This window comes from Caballeronia sp. INML3B (assembly GCF_023631305.1).
Taxonomy (GTDB): domain Bacteria; phylum Pseudomonadota; class Gammaproteobacteria; order Burkholderiales; family Burkholderiaceae; genus Caballeronia; species Caballeronia turbans.
In genome coordinates, this window is the sequence record NZ_JALQDI010000040.1 from 286,088 (window position 1) to 300,084 (window position 13,997).

At 64.3% G+C, this 13,997-nt stretch carries 14 protein-coding genes; 5 read left to right on the forward strand and 9 right to left on the reverse strand.

Annotated features, from left to right (window positions below; genetic code table 11):
- Nucleotides 1–14: 14 nt before the first annotated feature.
- Both NCS58_RS16945 and NCS58_RS16950 read left to right on the forward strand, forming a co-directional pair.
- Nucleotides 15–836, forward strand: coding sequence for an ROK family protein (locus tag NCS58_RS16945; RefSeq protein ID WP_409241824.1), 822 nt, complete (start codon nt 15–17; stop codon nt 834–836).
- On the forward strand, nt 836–1,720 hold the full coding sequence (locus NCS58_RS16950; protein ID WP_061115912.1) for a Cof-type HAD-IIB family hydrolase: 885 nt from the start codon (nt 836–838) through the stop codon (nt 1,718–1,720). The genes NCS58_RS16945 and NCS58_RS16950 overlap by 1 nt, the downstream gene beginning before the upstream one ends.
- A gap of 163 nt (nt 1,721–1,883) precedes the next feature.
- Here NCS58_RS16950 and infA read toward each other — a convergent pair whose 3' ends face one another.
- From infA to NCS58_RS16980, 6 genes are all read right to left on the reverse strand, one after another.
- Nucleotides 1,884–2,150, reverse strand: coding sequence for a translation initiation factor IF-1 (gene infA / locus NCS58_RS16955; protein WP_061115911.1), 267 nt, complete (start codon nt 2,148–2,150; stop codon nt 1,884–1,886).
- Between the two features lie 451 nt (nt 2,151–2,601).
- Nucleotides 2,602–3,579, reverse strand: coding sequence for a magnesium/cobalt transporter CorA (gene corA / locus NCS58_RS16960; protein WP_061115910.1), 978 nt, complete (start codon nt 3,577–3,579; stop codon nt 2,602–2,604).
- 165 nt (nt 3,580–3,744) lie between these two features.
- Nucleotides 3,745–4,179: a polymer-forming cytoskeletal protein gene (locus NCS58_RS16965; RefSeq protein WP_061115909.1), complete on the reverse strand. Its 435-nt coding sequence runs from the start codon at nt 4,177–4,179 to the stop codon at nt 3,745–3,747.
- Nucleotides 4,180–4,237: 58 nt separating this feature from the next.
- Nucleotides 4,238–4,603 carry a hypothetical protein gene (locus NCS58_RS16970; RefSeq protein WP_061115908.1) on the reverse strand — a complete coding sequence of 122 codons (366 nt, stop codon included), beginning with the start codon at nt 4,601–4,603 and terminating at the stop codon, nt 4,238–4,240.
- Entirely contained in the window at nt 4,590–5,540 is a 951-nt protein-coding gene (locus NCS58_RS16975) for a M23 family metallopeptidase (RefSeq protein WP_086960672.1), read from the reverse strand. The genes NCS58_RS16970 and NCS58_RS16975 overlap by 14 nt, the downstream gene beginning before the upstream one ends.
- A 281-nt stretch (nt 5,541–5,821) precedes the next feature.
- A complete protein-coding gene (locus NCS58_RS16980) occupies nt 5,822–6,781 on the reverse strand; it encodes a LysR family transcriptional regulator (protein ID WP_250477404.1) in 960 nt (319 codons plus the stop codon).
- Nucleotides 6,782–6,996: 215 nt separating this feature from the next.
- On the opposite strand from NCS58_RS16980, the gene NCS58_RS16985 reads away from it, so the two are divergent.
- The 3 genes from NCS58_RS16985 (at nt 6,997) to NCS58_RS16995 (ending at nt 10,058) form a co-directional block, all read left to right on the forward strand.
- Entirely contained in the window at nt 6,997–8,529 is a 1,533-nt protein-coding gene (locus NCS58_RS16985; protein ID WP_061115906.1) for a CoA-acylating methylmalonate-semialdehyde dehydrogenase, read from the forward strand.
- Nucleotides 8,530–8,541: 12 nt separating this feature from the next.
- Nucleotides 8,542–9,438, forward strand: coding sequence for a 3-hydroxyisobutyrate dehydrogenase (gene mmsB / locus NCS58_RS16990; protein ID WP_061115905.1), 897 nt, complete (start codon nt 8,542–8,544; stop codon nt 9,436–9,438).
- 263 nt (nt 9,439–9,701) lie between these two features.
- Entirely contained in the window at nt 9,702–10,058 is a 357-nt protein-coding gene (locus NCS58_RS16995; protein ID WP_061115904.1) for a hypothetical protein, read from the forward strand.
- A 90-nt stretch (nt 10,059–10,148) separates the two neighbouring features.
- Here NCS58_RS16995 and NCS58_RS17000 read toward each other — a convergent pair whose 3' ends face one another.
- From NCS58_RS17000 to glgA, 3 genes are all read right to left on the reverse strand, one after another.
- On the reverse strand, nt 10,149–11,585 hold the full coding sequence (locus NCS58_RS17000; RefSeq protein ID WP_061115903.1) for a dihydrolipoyl dehydrogenase: 1,437 nt from the start codon (nt 11,583–11,585) through the stop codon (nt 10,149–10,151).
- 29 nt (nt 11,586–11,614) lie between these two features.
- Nucleotides 11,615–12,415 (reverse strand): SDR family oxidoreductase, encoded by an 801-nt coding sequence (locus tag NCS58_RS17005; protein WP_061115902.1) that lies wholly within the window; start codon nt 12,413–12,415, stop codon nt 11,615–11,617.
- A 65-nt stretch (nt 12,416–12,480) separates the two neighbouring features.
- Nucleotides 12,481–13,944 carry a glycogen synthase GlgA gene (gene glgA / locus NCS58_RS17010; RefSeq protein WP_250477405.1) on the reverse strand — a complete coding sequence of 488 codons (1,464 nt, stop codon included), beginning with the start codon at nt 13,942–13,944 and terminating at the stop codon, nt 12,481–12,483.
- Between the last annotated feature and the right edge of the window lie 53 nt (nt 13,945–13,997).

A 13,997-nucleotide genomic window follows, 5' to 3' on the forward strand; every position in this document is an offset into this window, starting at 1 on the left:
CAAGGACAACGAGCGTGAGCACAGAGTCGAAAACCAAACAGAAAACGCATGTCTCGGCGGACAAACTCGCGATCAAGGCCGAACGCATCCTCGCGATCGATATCGGCGGGACCGGGTTGAAGGCGGCTGTCATCTCCGAGGATGGCGAGATGAAGAGCGACCGCATGCGCGTGGCGACGCCGCATCCGGCGAAGCCCGACGTGGTCGTCGAAATGCTCATCGAACTGGTCACGCCGATCGTCGCGGAGCCGCCGACGCATATTTCCATCGGCTTTCCGGGCGTCGTGCGCGAAAACGTCGTGCTGACCGCGCCCAATCTCGGCACGCCGGCCTGGCGTGGCGTGCCGCTCGCGCAACTGATTTCCGAGCGCTTGGGCGGCATGCCGGCGCGCATGATCAACGATGCCGAGATGCAGGGGCTCGCGGCGATCGAAGGGCGCGGCATCGAGATGGTGTTGACGCTCGGCACTGGCGCGGGCACCGCGCTCTTTCGCGATGGCGAGCTGATGCCGCATCTCGAGCTCGCGCATCATCCGGTCGCGAAGGACAAGACCTACGACGAGTACATCGGCAACGCGGCGCGCGAGAAGGCGGGCAAGAAACGCTGGAGCCGGCGCGTGGAGAAGATCATCGGCATTCTTGCGACGCTCGTGAACTACGACAAGCTCTGGATCGGCGGCGGCAATGCGGCGCACGTCAGGTTCAAGCTGCCGGAAAACGTGGCGATCGTGTCGAACGCGGCGGGCATCGAAGGCGGCGCGCGGCTGTGGCATCCGCGCTCGGTGCGCGAGACGCGGCAGTTGCCGCACTTCAATCAGCATGAAGGGGCGCACTAATGAACGCTCGAGGCAAATACGGCCTGCACAGCGCGACGGGCGACGGCACCGCGGCCTTCGATACGCTCGCTCGCGCGGAGCTCGTCGTCACCGATTGCGACGGCACGCTGCTCTACACCGACAAGGCGCTCGGCCAGCCCGCCAAGGACGCGGTGCGCCGCCTGCGCGACGCCGGCGTGCGCTTCACGGTGGCCAGCAGCCGGCCGGGCAAAGGCATGCGGCATATCGTGGAGGCGCTCACGGTCGACATGCCTTATGCGTCGTACAACGGCGGCAGTCTGGTCCGGCCGGGCACGTGGGAAGTGCTGTCGTCGCACAAACTGCCGCGAGATGTCGTGCAGACCGCGCTGGAGGCGCTCGCCGCCGCGAATGTCGACGCGTGGGTGTTCATCGACGATGCGTGGTATCTGACGAATCCCGAAGGCACGTATGTGCCGCTCGAAACGCGCACGGTCGGCTACGAGGGCGTGCTTGTCACGCGCTTCGACGATGTCGATCTCGATGCGGTCGACAAGATCGTCGGCTCGACGGCCGATACTGCGCTGCTCGCGCGTGTGGAAAGCGGTCTGCAGCAGCAGCTCGAAGGCCGTGGTCATGCCGCGCGCTCTCAGACCTACTATCTCGACATCACGAGCCTGGAGGCGAACAAGGGCACCGCGGTGCGCGAGCTCGCGCGGTTCGCCGGCGTGCCGCTCGAGCGCGTGGCCGTGCTCGGCGACATGGGCAACGACGTGGCGATGTTCGAGATTGCGGGGGTATCGATCGCGATGGGGCAGGCATCCGACGCCGTGCAGCGTCAGGCGAGCCTGGTCTCGAAGAGCAACGACGAGGACGGCTTCGCGATCGGCATCGGCGCGCTGCTGGCGGCGCGGGGTGCGGCTTGACGTATGGCGGGAAAGGGCATCGACGCGTCGCGCAGCCGGAACGGCCAGGCGCGGGGCATGCGGCCGCGTCGAAGTACAGGATGATCCGCGAGTCGATTCAGGAGCGTGCGCTGCGGATCAGGCCCACGCCGGTTGCGGATGAATCAGATAAGACAGTGAGGCATCAACGACGGCGCATCGGTGCACGCTGGCCGCCGCCGCTTGCGCGCTCGTCCTTGTGACGGAAGTTGATGCGGCCCTTCGTCAGGTCATACACCGACAGTTCCAGCGTCACGCGGTCGCCGGCCAGAATGCGGATGTGGTTCTTGCGCATGCGGCCCGAGGCGTACGCGCCCACGACGACGCCGTTGTCCAGCGTCACGCGATAGCGGCTGTCGGGAAGCACTTCGTCAACGATGCCGTCGAGTTCGATGAGTTCTTCTTTCGCCATATGGGGCTCCTGTGGTCAATAGTAGTGGGTGCTGCCGCGCATCCTGCGAGACGCGCAATCAACGCCGATGAAGTGTCGAGCGCCGCTGCCCTCAGGCGGCGTCGCTACGAAACGTGAGAGGCGATGCAAAGCGTGGCCTGGCACGCCCGGCACGATCAAACGTGCGATCGGAGCGCGCCGCGTCTCTATTCAGGCTCATTGTGAGCTTGACGGCATAGGCCGGAGGACAAGCGAACCGCAGATGCGGCGCGCCGTGGCCGGCATGACCGGGACGGCGACATCGGCAAAAAAGCAAGGCCGACGTGCGGTTTGAAACGAAAAGCGATGAAAATGCGACGTGCGTTCACGTCATGTGCGGTCGATGGGCCGGTTTGCAAGGCCACACCGCATTCTCCCGCAAATCGCTTGATTAGACAACGAAATTCGACCGAAGGTTCCTGAAAGACACTTCTTACAGCCAGCCGGCCTTCTTGAACCGCCAGTAGAGCACGACATCGACGATCAGCATAACGGCGAGACACGTCGGATAACCGTAGACCCAATCGAGTTCCGGAATCGACTTGAAGTTCATGCCGTAGATGCCGGCGATCATCGTCGGCACCGCAAAGAGCGCCGCGAACGAGCCGAGGCGCTTGGTCACTTCGCTTTCCGCGAGCGCGATCAGGCCGAGATTCACCTGAATCGCCGTGACGATCATTTCACGACGCCCCTCAATCGTCTTCACGATGCGCAGCAAGTGGTCGTACACATCGCGGAAGTATTCCTGCATGCCTGAACAGACGCCCGGCGAGCGCCCGCCATACAGTTTGCTGACGGCTTCGAGCAGCGGCGCGGTGTGGTGCTGGAGGATCGTCATGCGGCGCTTCAACGAGTAGAGATCTTCGATGATCTCGCGGGATTCCACCGAACCTTTCTGCTCGAAGATGCGCTCTTCAACTTCGTCGACTTCCGCGCCGAGCGTCTCCAGCACGGGAAAGTATCGGTCAACGACGGCATCGAGCAGCGCGTACATCACGAAGGCCGGACCATGCTTGAGCAGATGCGGCTCGCGCTCGCAGCGCTTCCGAACTTCCTGAAAACCTTGCGTCGTGCGATTGCGCACCGAGAGCACGTAGTTCTTGCCGACGAACACGTTCATCTCGCCGACGAGCACTTCGCCTTCTTCATCGAACTCGACTGTGTGGAATACCGCGAACAGCGAATCGCCGTATTCCTCGATCTTCGGCCGTTGATGCCCGTGCTGCGCATCTTCAACCGCCAGTTCATGCAGGCCGAACTGATGCGTCATGTGCGCGAGCTCGCCGGGACCGGGTTCCTTCAATGCAACCCAAATGAAAGAGTCGGGCAGATCGCGGTATGCATTGATATCGTCGATATGCACATCCGCGAGTTTTCGGCCGTTTTGATAAGCCGCGCAATTGACCAGCATGGGGCGCCCTTATAGTTATTCCGATATCACCGGCCACGCGTCGATGGGCGCTCGAAGTCGCGTGATTCGCGTGGGCGCGAGCGCGTGGCCTTCATCCACCGAATCTTAGCCGGATAGGTGCGCCGTTGCCAACGAGCGCCGGTCGGGCGGCGCCCTTGCCGGCAGTCAGTTCGTCGCGAGGTCGATGCTGTATCCGGGCGGCGCCGGCAGCGTCGGAACATGCGCGGACTGCGAATCGAACTTGGTGAGCTTGCCTTCGACAGTCGCGCCGATATCCATGCGCAACTGCTGATAGTAGATGTTGCCCAGCACCCGCGCATTCGACTGAAGTTCGACGAAATGCGCAACGGTGACATCGCCCGTCACGCAGCCGTTGATGATGACGTCGTAGGCGCTCACATTGCCGCGAATCGCACCCTGGTCGCTCACGACGAGCAGCGTTTCTTCGCCCGGACGGCCGCTCACATTGCCTGTCACCTGGCCGTCCATGCGCAGGCCCTCGCTGAACTCGAGATCGCCCGAGATATGAACGTTGTGCGCGACGAGCGTCGCGAGCTTGGCCATCTTGATTCCGTTGGAATCCTTCTTCGATGAAAACATGTCGAGTCCTTGCGATGCGGTAAGGGGTTGCACGAAGCGAGCGCGTGGAGCGTGGCGCTCAATCGGGTTTGTGCTGTTTCCTGAGGAAAGCGAGGTCGGTTTGCAGCCGCTGAATCTCGGCCGTGCCGTCCTTCACGCGCTGCTCCAGCGCCGTGCGGCTCGCCGCTTCCTGTTCGAGCGCGAGTTGCGCGTGCACGAGCTGATCGCGCAGCGTCTGCTCGGAAGCGGGCGGCGCGCAGAGCGCGTCCAGCTTGTGGGCGTCCTCGTTCGAGCGTTTGAGCGCGAAGCCCGCGGCAGCCAGCGCCGCGATCGCGCACACGGCCGCGATCAGGCCGAGCCAGATGCCCGCGCCACGCTTGGGCGTAAGCGAATAGGACTGGCGAGTCAGTTGCAGCGACAGCCGCTTCGAATCAACTTTGCGCATTCGGCTTGCGCTTGAAGAGCGCGAGGTAGGGAGAAGGATTGATCTGCGCGCCGTCGAGGATCACTTCGAAATGCAGATGCGGGCCCGTGGAGCGTCCGGTCGAGCCGATTTCCGCGATCTCCTGCCCGGGCATCACGTAGTCGCCGGTTTTCACGAGGAGGCGCGACGCATGTCCGTAACGCGTCACCATGCCGTCGCCGTGGCGGATATCGACCGCGTTGCCATAGCCATTGCGCTCTCCAGCCTGCACGACGCGTCCGCCCGCGCTCGCGAGGATGGGCGTGCCGCTCGGGGCCACGAGATCGAGCCCGGGATGAAAGCTCAGGTGCCCGGTGAACGGATCCAGACGATTGCCGTAAGGCGAGCCATTGCGCGTGCCAGGCGCCGGATCGCGGCCGGGAAACGCCATGTACGCGGCATAGCGCGCGAGCGTCTGCGTTTCGAGTTGCGAGACTTCGTCGTTCAAACAATCGATGATGCGCTGCGTGCTCTTCAGGCGCTGCCGCGGCGCGCCGGACCCCGCGCGGCCGGTATCGCACAGGCGCGGCGGCAGCGCCGGCCCACCAGCGCCGTCGAGCGACGAGGCCGGTTCCTCGCTGTCGGGCAGCGGCGGGACCTCGTGCACGCCGGAGGTATTGCTTGCGCCGTGCGCAGCCTTCAGACGCATGTCGAAATCGTGAAGCTCGTTTACTTGCGCGGACAGCCCTTCGACGCGCGGCGCGAGCTCGATCAGCGCGGCATTGAGGCGGCCGAGCGCTTCGATCTCATAGGAGCGGCGCGACATCAGCGCCTGCTCCTCGCCGAGATGGCTGCGGGCGAACATCGTGCCGATCGCGATGCCGAGCGCCAGCGCGGCGATCAGAAGCGTGATGGCGCCGATGATGGCGATGGCGCGCGCCGTGCGCGCCTCGACGAAGCGGATGCGCTGGCGGGACATGGTCCGCCGCGACCAGATGACGAAAGCCATCAGCGCGCGAGGCGGCCCGTACGGCCGGCGGGAGAAAGACTAAGAAAAATCACGGGGATGGAGTGCGCCGCGCTCTCCACGGCAAAACGAAAAGACCGGCGGCGATTATGCCCGACCCTGTGCCCCAGGTGACGTTTCAACAGGATATCGAATCAAAATTACACGAATTCCTTTTGCCAAATTTTGTGATGTTCGGAGGGCGTCGGCGCTTACCACGTTTGATCCGTATGGCCGTCAAAAAGCGTGTTTGATCAGGATGACTTGACGTCCACCCAAGCCATCTGCGTGCCGTCGCCCATCAGGAATGCGCGATTTGCCTCGGCCGCCGCGCGCAGGTAATCCCAGACGGCCGTGATGCGCTTGAGCTTGCGCAGGTCTTCGCGGCAGGACAGATAGAAGGCGCGCGTCACGACGATGTCGTCCGGCAGCACCGGGACGAAGCGCGGATCGGGCGAGGTCATGAAGCACGGCAGGATCGCGAGCGCGCGGCCCTGCAGCGCGGCGAAACATTGGGCGATCGCGCTCGTGCTGCGCCAGCGCGACACCGCGCCCGGCACCGCGCGCTCGAGATACAGCAGTTCGTAGCTGAACGCGAGATCGTCGATATAACTCGCGAAGCGATGATGACGCAGATCGTCGCTCGTGCGGATCGGCTCGTGCGCGTCCAGATACTCGGCGGTCGCGTATAGCTTGAGGCGGTATTCGCAGAGCTTCGTATAGACGTACTGGCCCTGCTCGGGCCGTTCGAGCGTCACGGCGATATCCGCTTCGCGCTTGGAGAGGCTCACGAAATGCGGCACCGGCAAGAGATCGATGGAAATGTTCGGATGCGCGTCCTGAAAGCGCGCGAGCTGCGGCGCGAGAAAAAAGCAGCCGAAACCTTCGGTCGAGCCGACGCGCACATGCCCCGACAGCGCGTGACCCGTATTGGCGATCTGCTCGGTGGCGGACTGCACCGTCGTCTCGATCGAGTCGACGAAGCCGAGCAGCCGCTGGCCCTCGGCCGTCAGAATGAATCCGCCGCTACGCGACTTGTCGAACAGGAGCGTGCCGAGCGCGTCTTCGAGCGCACGCACGCGCCGCGCGACCGTCGTGTAATCGACGCCCAGGCGCTTTGCCGCGCCGCTCGCGCGCTGCGTGCGGGCAACTTCGAGGAAGAAGCGCAGATCGTCCCAGTTGAGCCGGGAGAGGTCGAACTTGGCGGTTTGCATGGCGTCTTTTTGCATATCGATCGGGTGTTTTTATGGTGCCATGATGGACTTTTGCATAACTATACTCAAGGAAACGAGCGTGCAGCAGTGCAGGCCGATTTCTCATAAACGGAGACGACATGCCTATCCCCTCGGCGCCGCAACGGCGTCCCGTCCCCGCGTCTTCGTCCGTCATCCCAACCCGCGTTTGCAACTTTCCAGACAAGGAGTGACTCGTGAATATCGCTGCTGAACATCCGGCGCAGAAGGCGTCCGTCCGTACGGCCAAGCTGCTGATCGACGGCCAGTTCGTCGATTCGAAGACGACGGAATGGCGGGACATCGTCAATCCCGCGACGCAGGACGTGGTGGGCCGCGTGCCCTTCGCGACGATGGACGAAGTGAATGCCGCCGTAGCCGCCGCGCAGAAGGCGTTTCAGACCTGGCGTACGACGCCGCTCGGCGTGCGCATGCGTCTCATGCTGAAGTTTCAGGATCTCGTGCGTCAGAACCAGAAGCGCATTGCGCAGACGCTTACGGCCGAGCAGGGCAAGACGCTGGCCGATGCCGAGGGCGACATCTTCCGCGGCCTCGAAGTCGTCGAACATGCGTGCTCGATCAGCACTTTGCAGCAAGGCGAATTCTCCGAGAACGTCGCGGGCGGCGTCGATACATATACGCTGCGCCAGCCGATCGGCGTCTGCGCGGGCATTACGCCCTTCAACTTCCCCGCGATGATCCCCCTGTGGATGTTCCCGATGGCGATCGTCTGCGGCAACACCTTCGTGCTGAAGCCGTCGGAACAGGATCCGCTTTCGACGATGGAGCTCGTCGAGCTCGCGATCGAAGCCGGCGTGCCGCCGGGCGTGCTCAACGTCGTGCATGGCGGCAAGGAAGTCGTGGATGCGATCTGCACGCATCCCGACATCAAGGCGATCTCGTTCGTCGGTTCGACGGCCGTGGGCACGCATGTGTATAACCTCGCGAGTCAGCACGGCAAGCGCGTCCAGTCGATGATGGGCGCGAAGAATCACGCCGTCGTGCTGCCCGACGCGAACAAGGAGCAGACGCTCAACGCGCTCGCTGGCGCGGGTTTCGGCGCGGCGGGGCAGCGCTGCATGGCGACGTCGGTGGCGGTGTTCGTCGGAGCGTCGAAGGACTGGGTGCCGGAGCTCGTCGAACGCGCGAAGACGCTCAAGGTCAATGCGGGCATCGAACCGAACACGGACGTCGGCCCGGTCGTCTCGAAGGCGGCGAAGGAGCGCGTTCTCGGGCTGATCGGCAAGGGCGTCGAGGAGGGTGCGACGCTCGCGCTCGATGGCCGCGGCATCGACGTGAAGGGCTACGAGAACGGCAACTTCATCGGGCCGACGATTTTCACGAACGTCGATACCGGCATGTCGATCTACAAGACCGAGATCTTCGGCCCGGTGCTGTGCGTGGTCGAGGCCGACACGCTCGATGACGCGATCGCGCTCGTCAATCGCAATCCGATGGGCAACGGCGTCGGGCTCTTCACGCAGAGCGGCGCTGCGGCACGCAAGTTTCAGAGCGAGATCGACATCGGCCAGGTGGGCATCAATATTCCGATTCCGGTGCCGGTCCCGGCGTTCAGCTTCACCGGCTCGCGCGGCTCGAAGCTGGGCGATCTCGGTCCGTACGGCAAGCAGGTCGTGCAGTTCTACACGCAGACGAAGACCGTCACCGCGCGCTGGTTCGACGACGCCACGGTGAACGACGGCGTCAACACGACCATCTCGCTGCGATAAAAGGAGACGGCGATGAAGACAGGTTTTATCGGCCTGGGGCACATGGGTGGCCCGATGGCCGCCAATCTTCTGAAAGCCGGGCACGCGGTGACGGCGTTCGATCTCGTGCCCGCGGCGCTGGACGCGGCGAAGGCGGTGGGCGCAACGCTGGCCGCATCGCCGCGCGCGGCGGCCGAGGGCGCGGAAGTCGTCATCACGATGCTTCCCGCAGCGCAGCATGTGAAGGCGGTGTACTTGAGCGGCGACGGCGTGCTTGCCGGTGTCGCGAGGGGCGTGCCGCTCGTCGACAGCAGCACGATCGATCCGGCCACCGCCAGACTCATCGGTGAAGCGGCGGCGAAGCAGGGCAATCCGTTCGCGGATGCGCCCGTTTCCGGGGGCGTCGTCGGGGCACAGGCGGGGACGCTGACATTCATGGTCGGCGCCGACGAGGCCCTCTTCGAAACGCTTCGTCCCGTCCTTTCCGGCATGGGCAAAAACATGGTGCGTTGCGGCGAAACTGGCACCGGCCAGATCGCGAAGATCTGCAACAACCTGCTGCTCGGGATTTCCATGATCGGCGTCGCGGAGGCGATGAAGCTCGGCGAAACGCTCGGAATCGATCCGACGAAACTCGCGAGCATCGTCAACACATCGACCGGACGTTGCTGGAGTTCGGATACGTGTAATCCCTATCCGGGCATCGTCGAAACGGCGCCCGCGTCGCGCGGGTATTCGGGCGGCTTCGGCGCGGATCTGATGTTGAAGGACCTCGGGCTTGCCGTCGATGCGGCGCGCGCTGCAAGGCAGCCGGTATTCATGGGCGCCCTGGCACAACAGTTGTATCAGTCTATGAGCCAGCAGGGATTAGGCGGACTCGATTTTTCGGGCATCATCAAGCTATACGCCAAGCAACAAAGCGGCCAGTAAGGAATTCAACCAAGTACGAATTCGGCACGCACGCACGTGCCGAATTCGCAGGCTATATAACTGCGTTGTTCAGTTGCACTGCACAATGCGTCGCGTAGCGCCTTACTGGGTGCGATCATCGGGAATACGATGATTCGCTTTCCCGAAAATTGTCCTATTCTGAAAGCACGACGCCCGTCTGCCGTTCGGTTTGAACGCTCCGGTTGCGCCACGGTGCAGGTAGAACGCCCGTCGTTTTCGGGCAATCAGATGAGGAGTACGCGATGCAAGTAACACGTCACTTAAATATGGAATTGCGGCACGCCACGGTGCCGACTTATGTAGCCAGCTATTTCTTCCCGTTGCTGCTATTGGCATACGAAGCTTGGCGAGTGGGGTCTTGGGTGGCGGTGAACGGCTTCAACTTCATGAACTTCAGCTCGATGGGTTACGAGTTCGCGTTGATGATCGCCGTGTTCTGCATGCAGGTTATCGTGGAAATCGCGTTCCTCGCGGGCGCTGTTCTGACGAGGCACAAGGACGTCGGCCACCGGCTGGCGAATCTGTCGCTGGGTCTGTTCTGCTCGCTGGTGGTGCTGGGCTTCGACCTTGCGCTGCAATACGGTCTGAGCGGGAGCTGAACGGTAACGGTTCTCACGCCTGATTCGGAAGACGAAACGCCGGCTGCAAGCAGCCGGCGTTTTATTTTTTGTGCTGCTACTCGCGGATGATCAGCAACCCGCCGCGCCCGGTAGCGCGGGCGGCGTCTCCGAACGCTCTTCATGGCATTTTCGGTTGGCATCTTTCAGCGCGCTGCGCAGGCCTTCTTCTACCACCGGGTGATAGAACGGCAGCGTGAGTGCCTCATCCAGCGTCAGTTCCAGTTGCAGTGCCCAGGCGAGAAGATGCCCCAGATGCTCCATCGCCGGTCCACAGCCTTGCGCGCCGCGCAGCTTGCCGGTCTTCGCATCGGCGTAGACGTGAAGAAGGCCGCGATTCTGCCGCATCACGCGGCTTCTGCCCTGGCTCTCGAACGATGCCTCGCCCGTCACCGTCATCTGCCTGTCGAGCGCCTCATAAGATGCCCCGACGATCGCGACCTGCGGCTCGCTGAACACGATCGAGAAGGGCACCTTGCGCTTGATCGCCTGCACGTCGGGATAGCGCGCGGCGTTGTCTCCGGCGAGCTTGCCTTCGTCGGCGGCGTCGTGGAGCCAGGGGCGCACGCCGTCGCAATCTCCCGCGATGAAGATGGAGCTCGTGCCGCATCGCATCGTGGTTTCGTCGAATAGCGGCACGCCTTTGTCATTCAGTTCGATGCCCGCGTTTTCGAGCGCGAGCGGCTTGAGATTCGGCTTACGGCCCGTCGCGGCGAGCACCAGATCGACGCGCTCGACATGTTCCTCTCCGTCGGGCGACGTGAAGCGCAGCGTCGGCACGCCGTCTTCGAGCGACATCTTGTCGAGCTTCGCGTCGGGATCGAAATAGAACTCGTCGGCGAGCGCGGCGGCGAGCGCATCGCGCACGGGCTTGTCGGTGAGCGCCGCGACGCCGCCGCCCTTGCCGAACATGAAGATGTCGACATCGAGGCGGGCGAGCGCCTGTCCCAGTTCCAGCGCGATCGGTCCCGCGCCGAACACCGCGATGCGTTTCGGCAGCGTACGCAGCTCGAAGAGATCGTCGCTCGTGATGAGCCTGTCTCCGAACACCTTCAACTCGTCGGGCACGCTCGGCGCCGCGCCCGTCGCGATGACGATGCTTTTTGCTTCGACGCGTACGCGGTCGCCGACGACGAGCCGTGTCGGCGCTTCGAAGCGGGCCCCGCCGCGCAGCAGGATGCCGTCGGGCAGCGCGTCGACTTCCTCGAGCACGCTCTTGACGAAGTCATCGCGCTCGCGCCGCACGTAGTCGAGCACGTGCGCGTAGTCCGGTTCGAGCGCGTGCGTGCCTTCGATGCCGCGGGCGGCCAGCGAATGGGCATCGTGCAAACCATTGGCCGCCGCGAGCAGCAGCTTCGACGGCATGCAGCCGACGCGCGCGCAGGTCGTGCCCAGCTCGCCGCTTTCGATCAGCACCGCGTTCACGCCCGCGAGCCGCGCCGCGCGCAACGCGGCCATGCCCGCCGTGCCCGCGCCGATCACGGCGACGTCCACCTTGATGTCCTTCATTCCGCTCCCGTTTTTGCGTCGATGCGATATCAGCCGTTATCCGCGAATCCCGGATAAAGCGTCATGCCGCCGTCGACGAAAAGCGTCGTGCCGACGACATAATCGCTGTCGTCGGACGCGAGCCAGACCGCCGCGCGGCCGATATCCTCCACGTCGCCGACGCGTCCGTACGGAATCAGCGTCAGGAGCTTGTCGAGTTTCTCGGGTGTATCCCACGCGTCCTGGTTGATCGGCGTGCGTATTGCGCCCGGCGCGATGCCGTTCACGCGGATGCGTTGCGGCGCGACTTCCTGCGCGATCGTTTTCATCATCATCTGGATGCCGCCTTTGGACGCAGCGTAGTTCACATGTCCCGCCCACGGAATGACCTCGTGAACGGAACTCATGCAGATGATCTTGCCGAGCGCCTTCGATACGTCGCGCATGCCGCGCCGCTCGAACGTGCGCACGGCGCGCTGCGCGGTGAGGAACTGGCCGGTGAGATTCGTCTGAATCACCGTGTTCCAGTCGGCGAGCGTGAGCACGGAGAACTTCGCGTCCTTCTGCAGCCCGGAATTCGCCACGACGATATCGACGGTGCCGAAGCGCTTCACGACGGCCTCGAACATCGCGTCGATCTGGGATTCGTCGGACACGTCCGCGCCGACGGCGAACGCTTCGCCGCCTTTTGCCGTGATTGCGGCGGCGAGTTCTTCAGCGGGTTCCGCGTGGGAGTGATAGTTGATGGCGACGTGCGCGCCCGCATCGGCGAGCGCCGTGGCGACGCCCGCGCCGATGCCCGAGCTCGCGCCGGTCACGAGCGCAATCTGGCCTGCGAGGGGTTTGTGCATGTGCATTTTCAGTGATGGACGGTCCTTCGTGAGGAGCAAGACGTGCGCCCAAGGACTGCGACGCTTCAGCCGTTCACCAATCCCTGATACACCTCCGCATAGGCGAGGGCCGCCGCCTCCCAGCTGAAGTTCTGGCCCATCGCGCGCTTGACGACGGCCTTCCAGTCCGTGCGGCGCGCCTTCAATGCGAACGCGCGCCGGATCGCGCCGACGATGCCCGCGCGATCGAAGGTATCGAACACGAAGCCGGTCGCGAGGTCGTCGGCGAGATTTTCGAGCGAACTGTCGACGACCGTATCGGCGAGCCCGCCCACGCGGTGCACGAGCGGCAGTGAGCCGTACGCGAGCGCGTAGAGCTGCGTGAGGCCGCACGGCTCGAAGCGCGACGGCACCATCACCACGTCGCTGCCGGCGATGATCGAATGCGACAGCGTCTCGTCGAAACCGAGCTCGATCGCGACCGCGCCGGGATGCGCCGCCGCCGCGTTCTTCATGCCGGTTTCGAGCGCCGGATCGCCGGTGCCGAGCACGGCGAGCTGACCGCCGCGCTGCACGATGTCCGGCACGGCCGAAAGCAGCAGATCCAGCCCTTTCTGCTCGGTCAGCCGGCTGACGACGCCGAAGAGCAGGGCGTCGTCGTCGCGCGCGAGTCCCATGCGCTCCTGCAGCGCTGCCTTGCACTTCGATTTGGCCGAAGGCTTCGACGCGGTGTACTTCGACGCGATGGACTCATCGACCGACGGGCTCCAGATCGAATAATCGACGCCGTTCAGGATGCCGGCGATGTCGTGCGTGCGGGTCTGCAGCAAGCCGTGCAGCCCGGCGCCGTGCGCCTGCGTCTGAATTTCGCGCGCATAGGTCGGGCTGACCGTCGTGATGCGGTCGGCGTAATAAAGACCCGCCTTCAGGAACGAGACGTGGCCGTAGAACTCCACGCCGTCCACCGCATAAAAGTCGCCGGGCAATTGCAGCGCCCCGAACCCGGACGCCGGGAAGGTGCCCTGATACGCGAGGTTGTGCACGGTCATCACGCTCGCGACCCTGGCCGCGCCGCCGCGCTCGAATGCGCGCAGATACGCGGGGGCGAGCCCCGCGTGCCAGTCGTGCGCGTGGACGATATGCGGCTTCCACGCCGGATCGGCGCCCGTCGCGATGCGCGCCGCCGTCCAGCCGAGCAGCGCGAAGCGGCGGTCGTTGTCGGCATAGGAGCGATGCGCGGCATCGAGATACGGATTGCCCGGGCGGTCGTAGAACTGATCCGCGCGCACGACGTAGACCACCACGCCATGCGGCTGAAGCACGCCGCGCTCGAGCCGCACGTTGCCCGCGCCGAACGCGGCGCCCAGATCGGCGACGGGCTGAAGATCGTCGAGGCCTGCGAGCACGGCGGGAAAGCCCGGCAGCACGACCCGCGCATGCGTGCCCAGTTGCGACTGCGCGGGCGGCAGCCCGCCGACGACGTCGGCGAGGCCGCCGGTTTTCAACAGCGGAAACATTTCTGCTGCGGCATGCAGCACGCATACGGTCATCGGCGCTCCTGTCGGATGGATTCGTGTTGTCGTGTTGATCCGGCGCGCCGGCG

Excerpts from the sequence above, each read along its gene's own strand:
- NCS58_RS17005 (WP_061115902.1), bottom strand. The coding sequence starts at position 12,415 with ATGCACAAACCCCTCGCAGGCCAGATTGCGCTCGTGACCGGCGCGAGC.
- NCS58_RS16975 (WP_086960672.1), bottom strand. The coding sequence starts at position 5,540 with ATGTCCCGCCAGCGCATCCGCTTCGTCGAGGCGCGCACGGCGCGCGCC.
- mmsB (WP_061115905.1), top strand. The coding sequence starts at position 8,542 with ATGAAGACAGGTTTTATCGGCCTGGGGCACATGGGTGGCCCGATGGCC.
- NCS58_RS16980 (WP_250477404.1), bottom strand. The coding sequence starts at position 6,781 with ATGCAAACCGCCAAGTTCGACCTCTCCCGGCTCAACTGGGACGATCTG.
- NCS58_RS16965 (WP_061115909.1), bottom strand. The coding sequence starts at position 4,179 with ATGTTTTCATCGAAGAAGGATTCCAACGGAATCAAGATGGCCAAGCTC.
- infA (WP_061115911.1), bottom strand. The coding sequence starts at position 2,150 with ATGGCGAAAGAAGAACTCATCGAACTCGACGGCATCGTTGACGAAGTG.
- NCS58_RS16995 (WP_061115904.1), top strand. The coding sequence starts at position 9,702 with ATGCAAGTAACACGTCACTTAAATATGGAATTGCGGCACGCCACGGTG.
- corA (WP_061115910.1), bottom strand. The coding sequence starts at position 3,579 with ATGCTGGTCAATTGCGCGGCTTATCAAAACGGCCGAAAACTCGCGGAT.
- NCS58_RS16970 (WP_061115908.1), bottom strand. The coding sequence starts at position 4,603 with ATGCGCAAAGTTGATTCGAAGCGGCTGTCGCTGCAACTGACTCGCCAG.
- NCS58_RS16950 (WP_061115912.1), top strand. The coding sequence starts at position 836 with ATGAACGCTCGAGGCAAATACGGCCTGCACAGCGCGACGGGCGACGGC.
- glgA (WP_250477405.1), bottom strand. The coding sequence starts at position 13,944 with ATGACCGTATGCGTGCTGCATGCCGCAGCAGAAATGTTTCCGCTGTTG.
- NCS58_RS17000 (WP_061115903.1), bottom strand. The coding sequence starts at position 11,585 with ATGAAGGACATCAAGGTGGACGTCGCCGTGATCGGCGCGGGCACGGCG.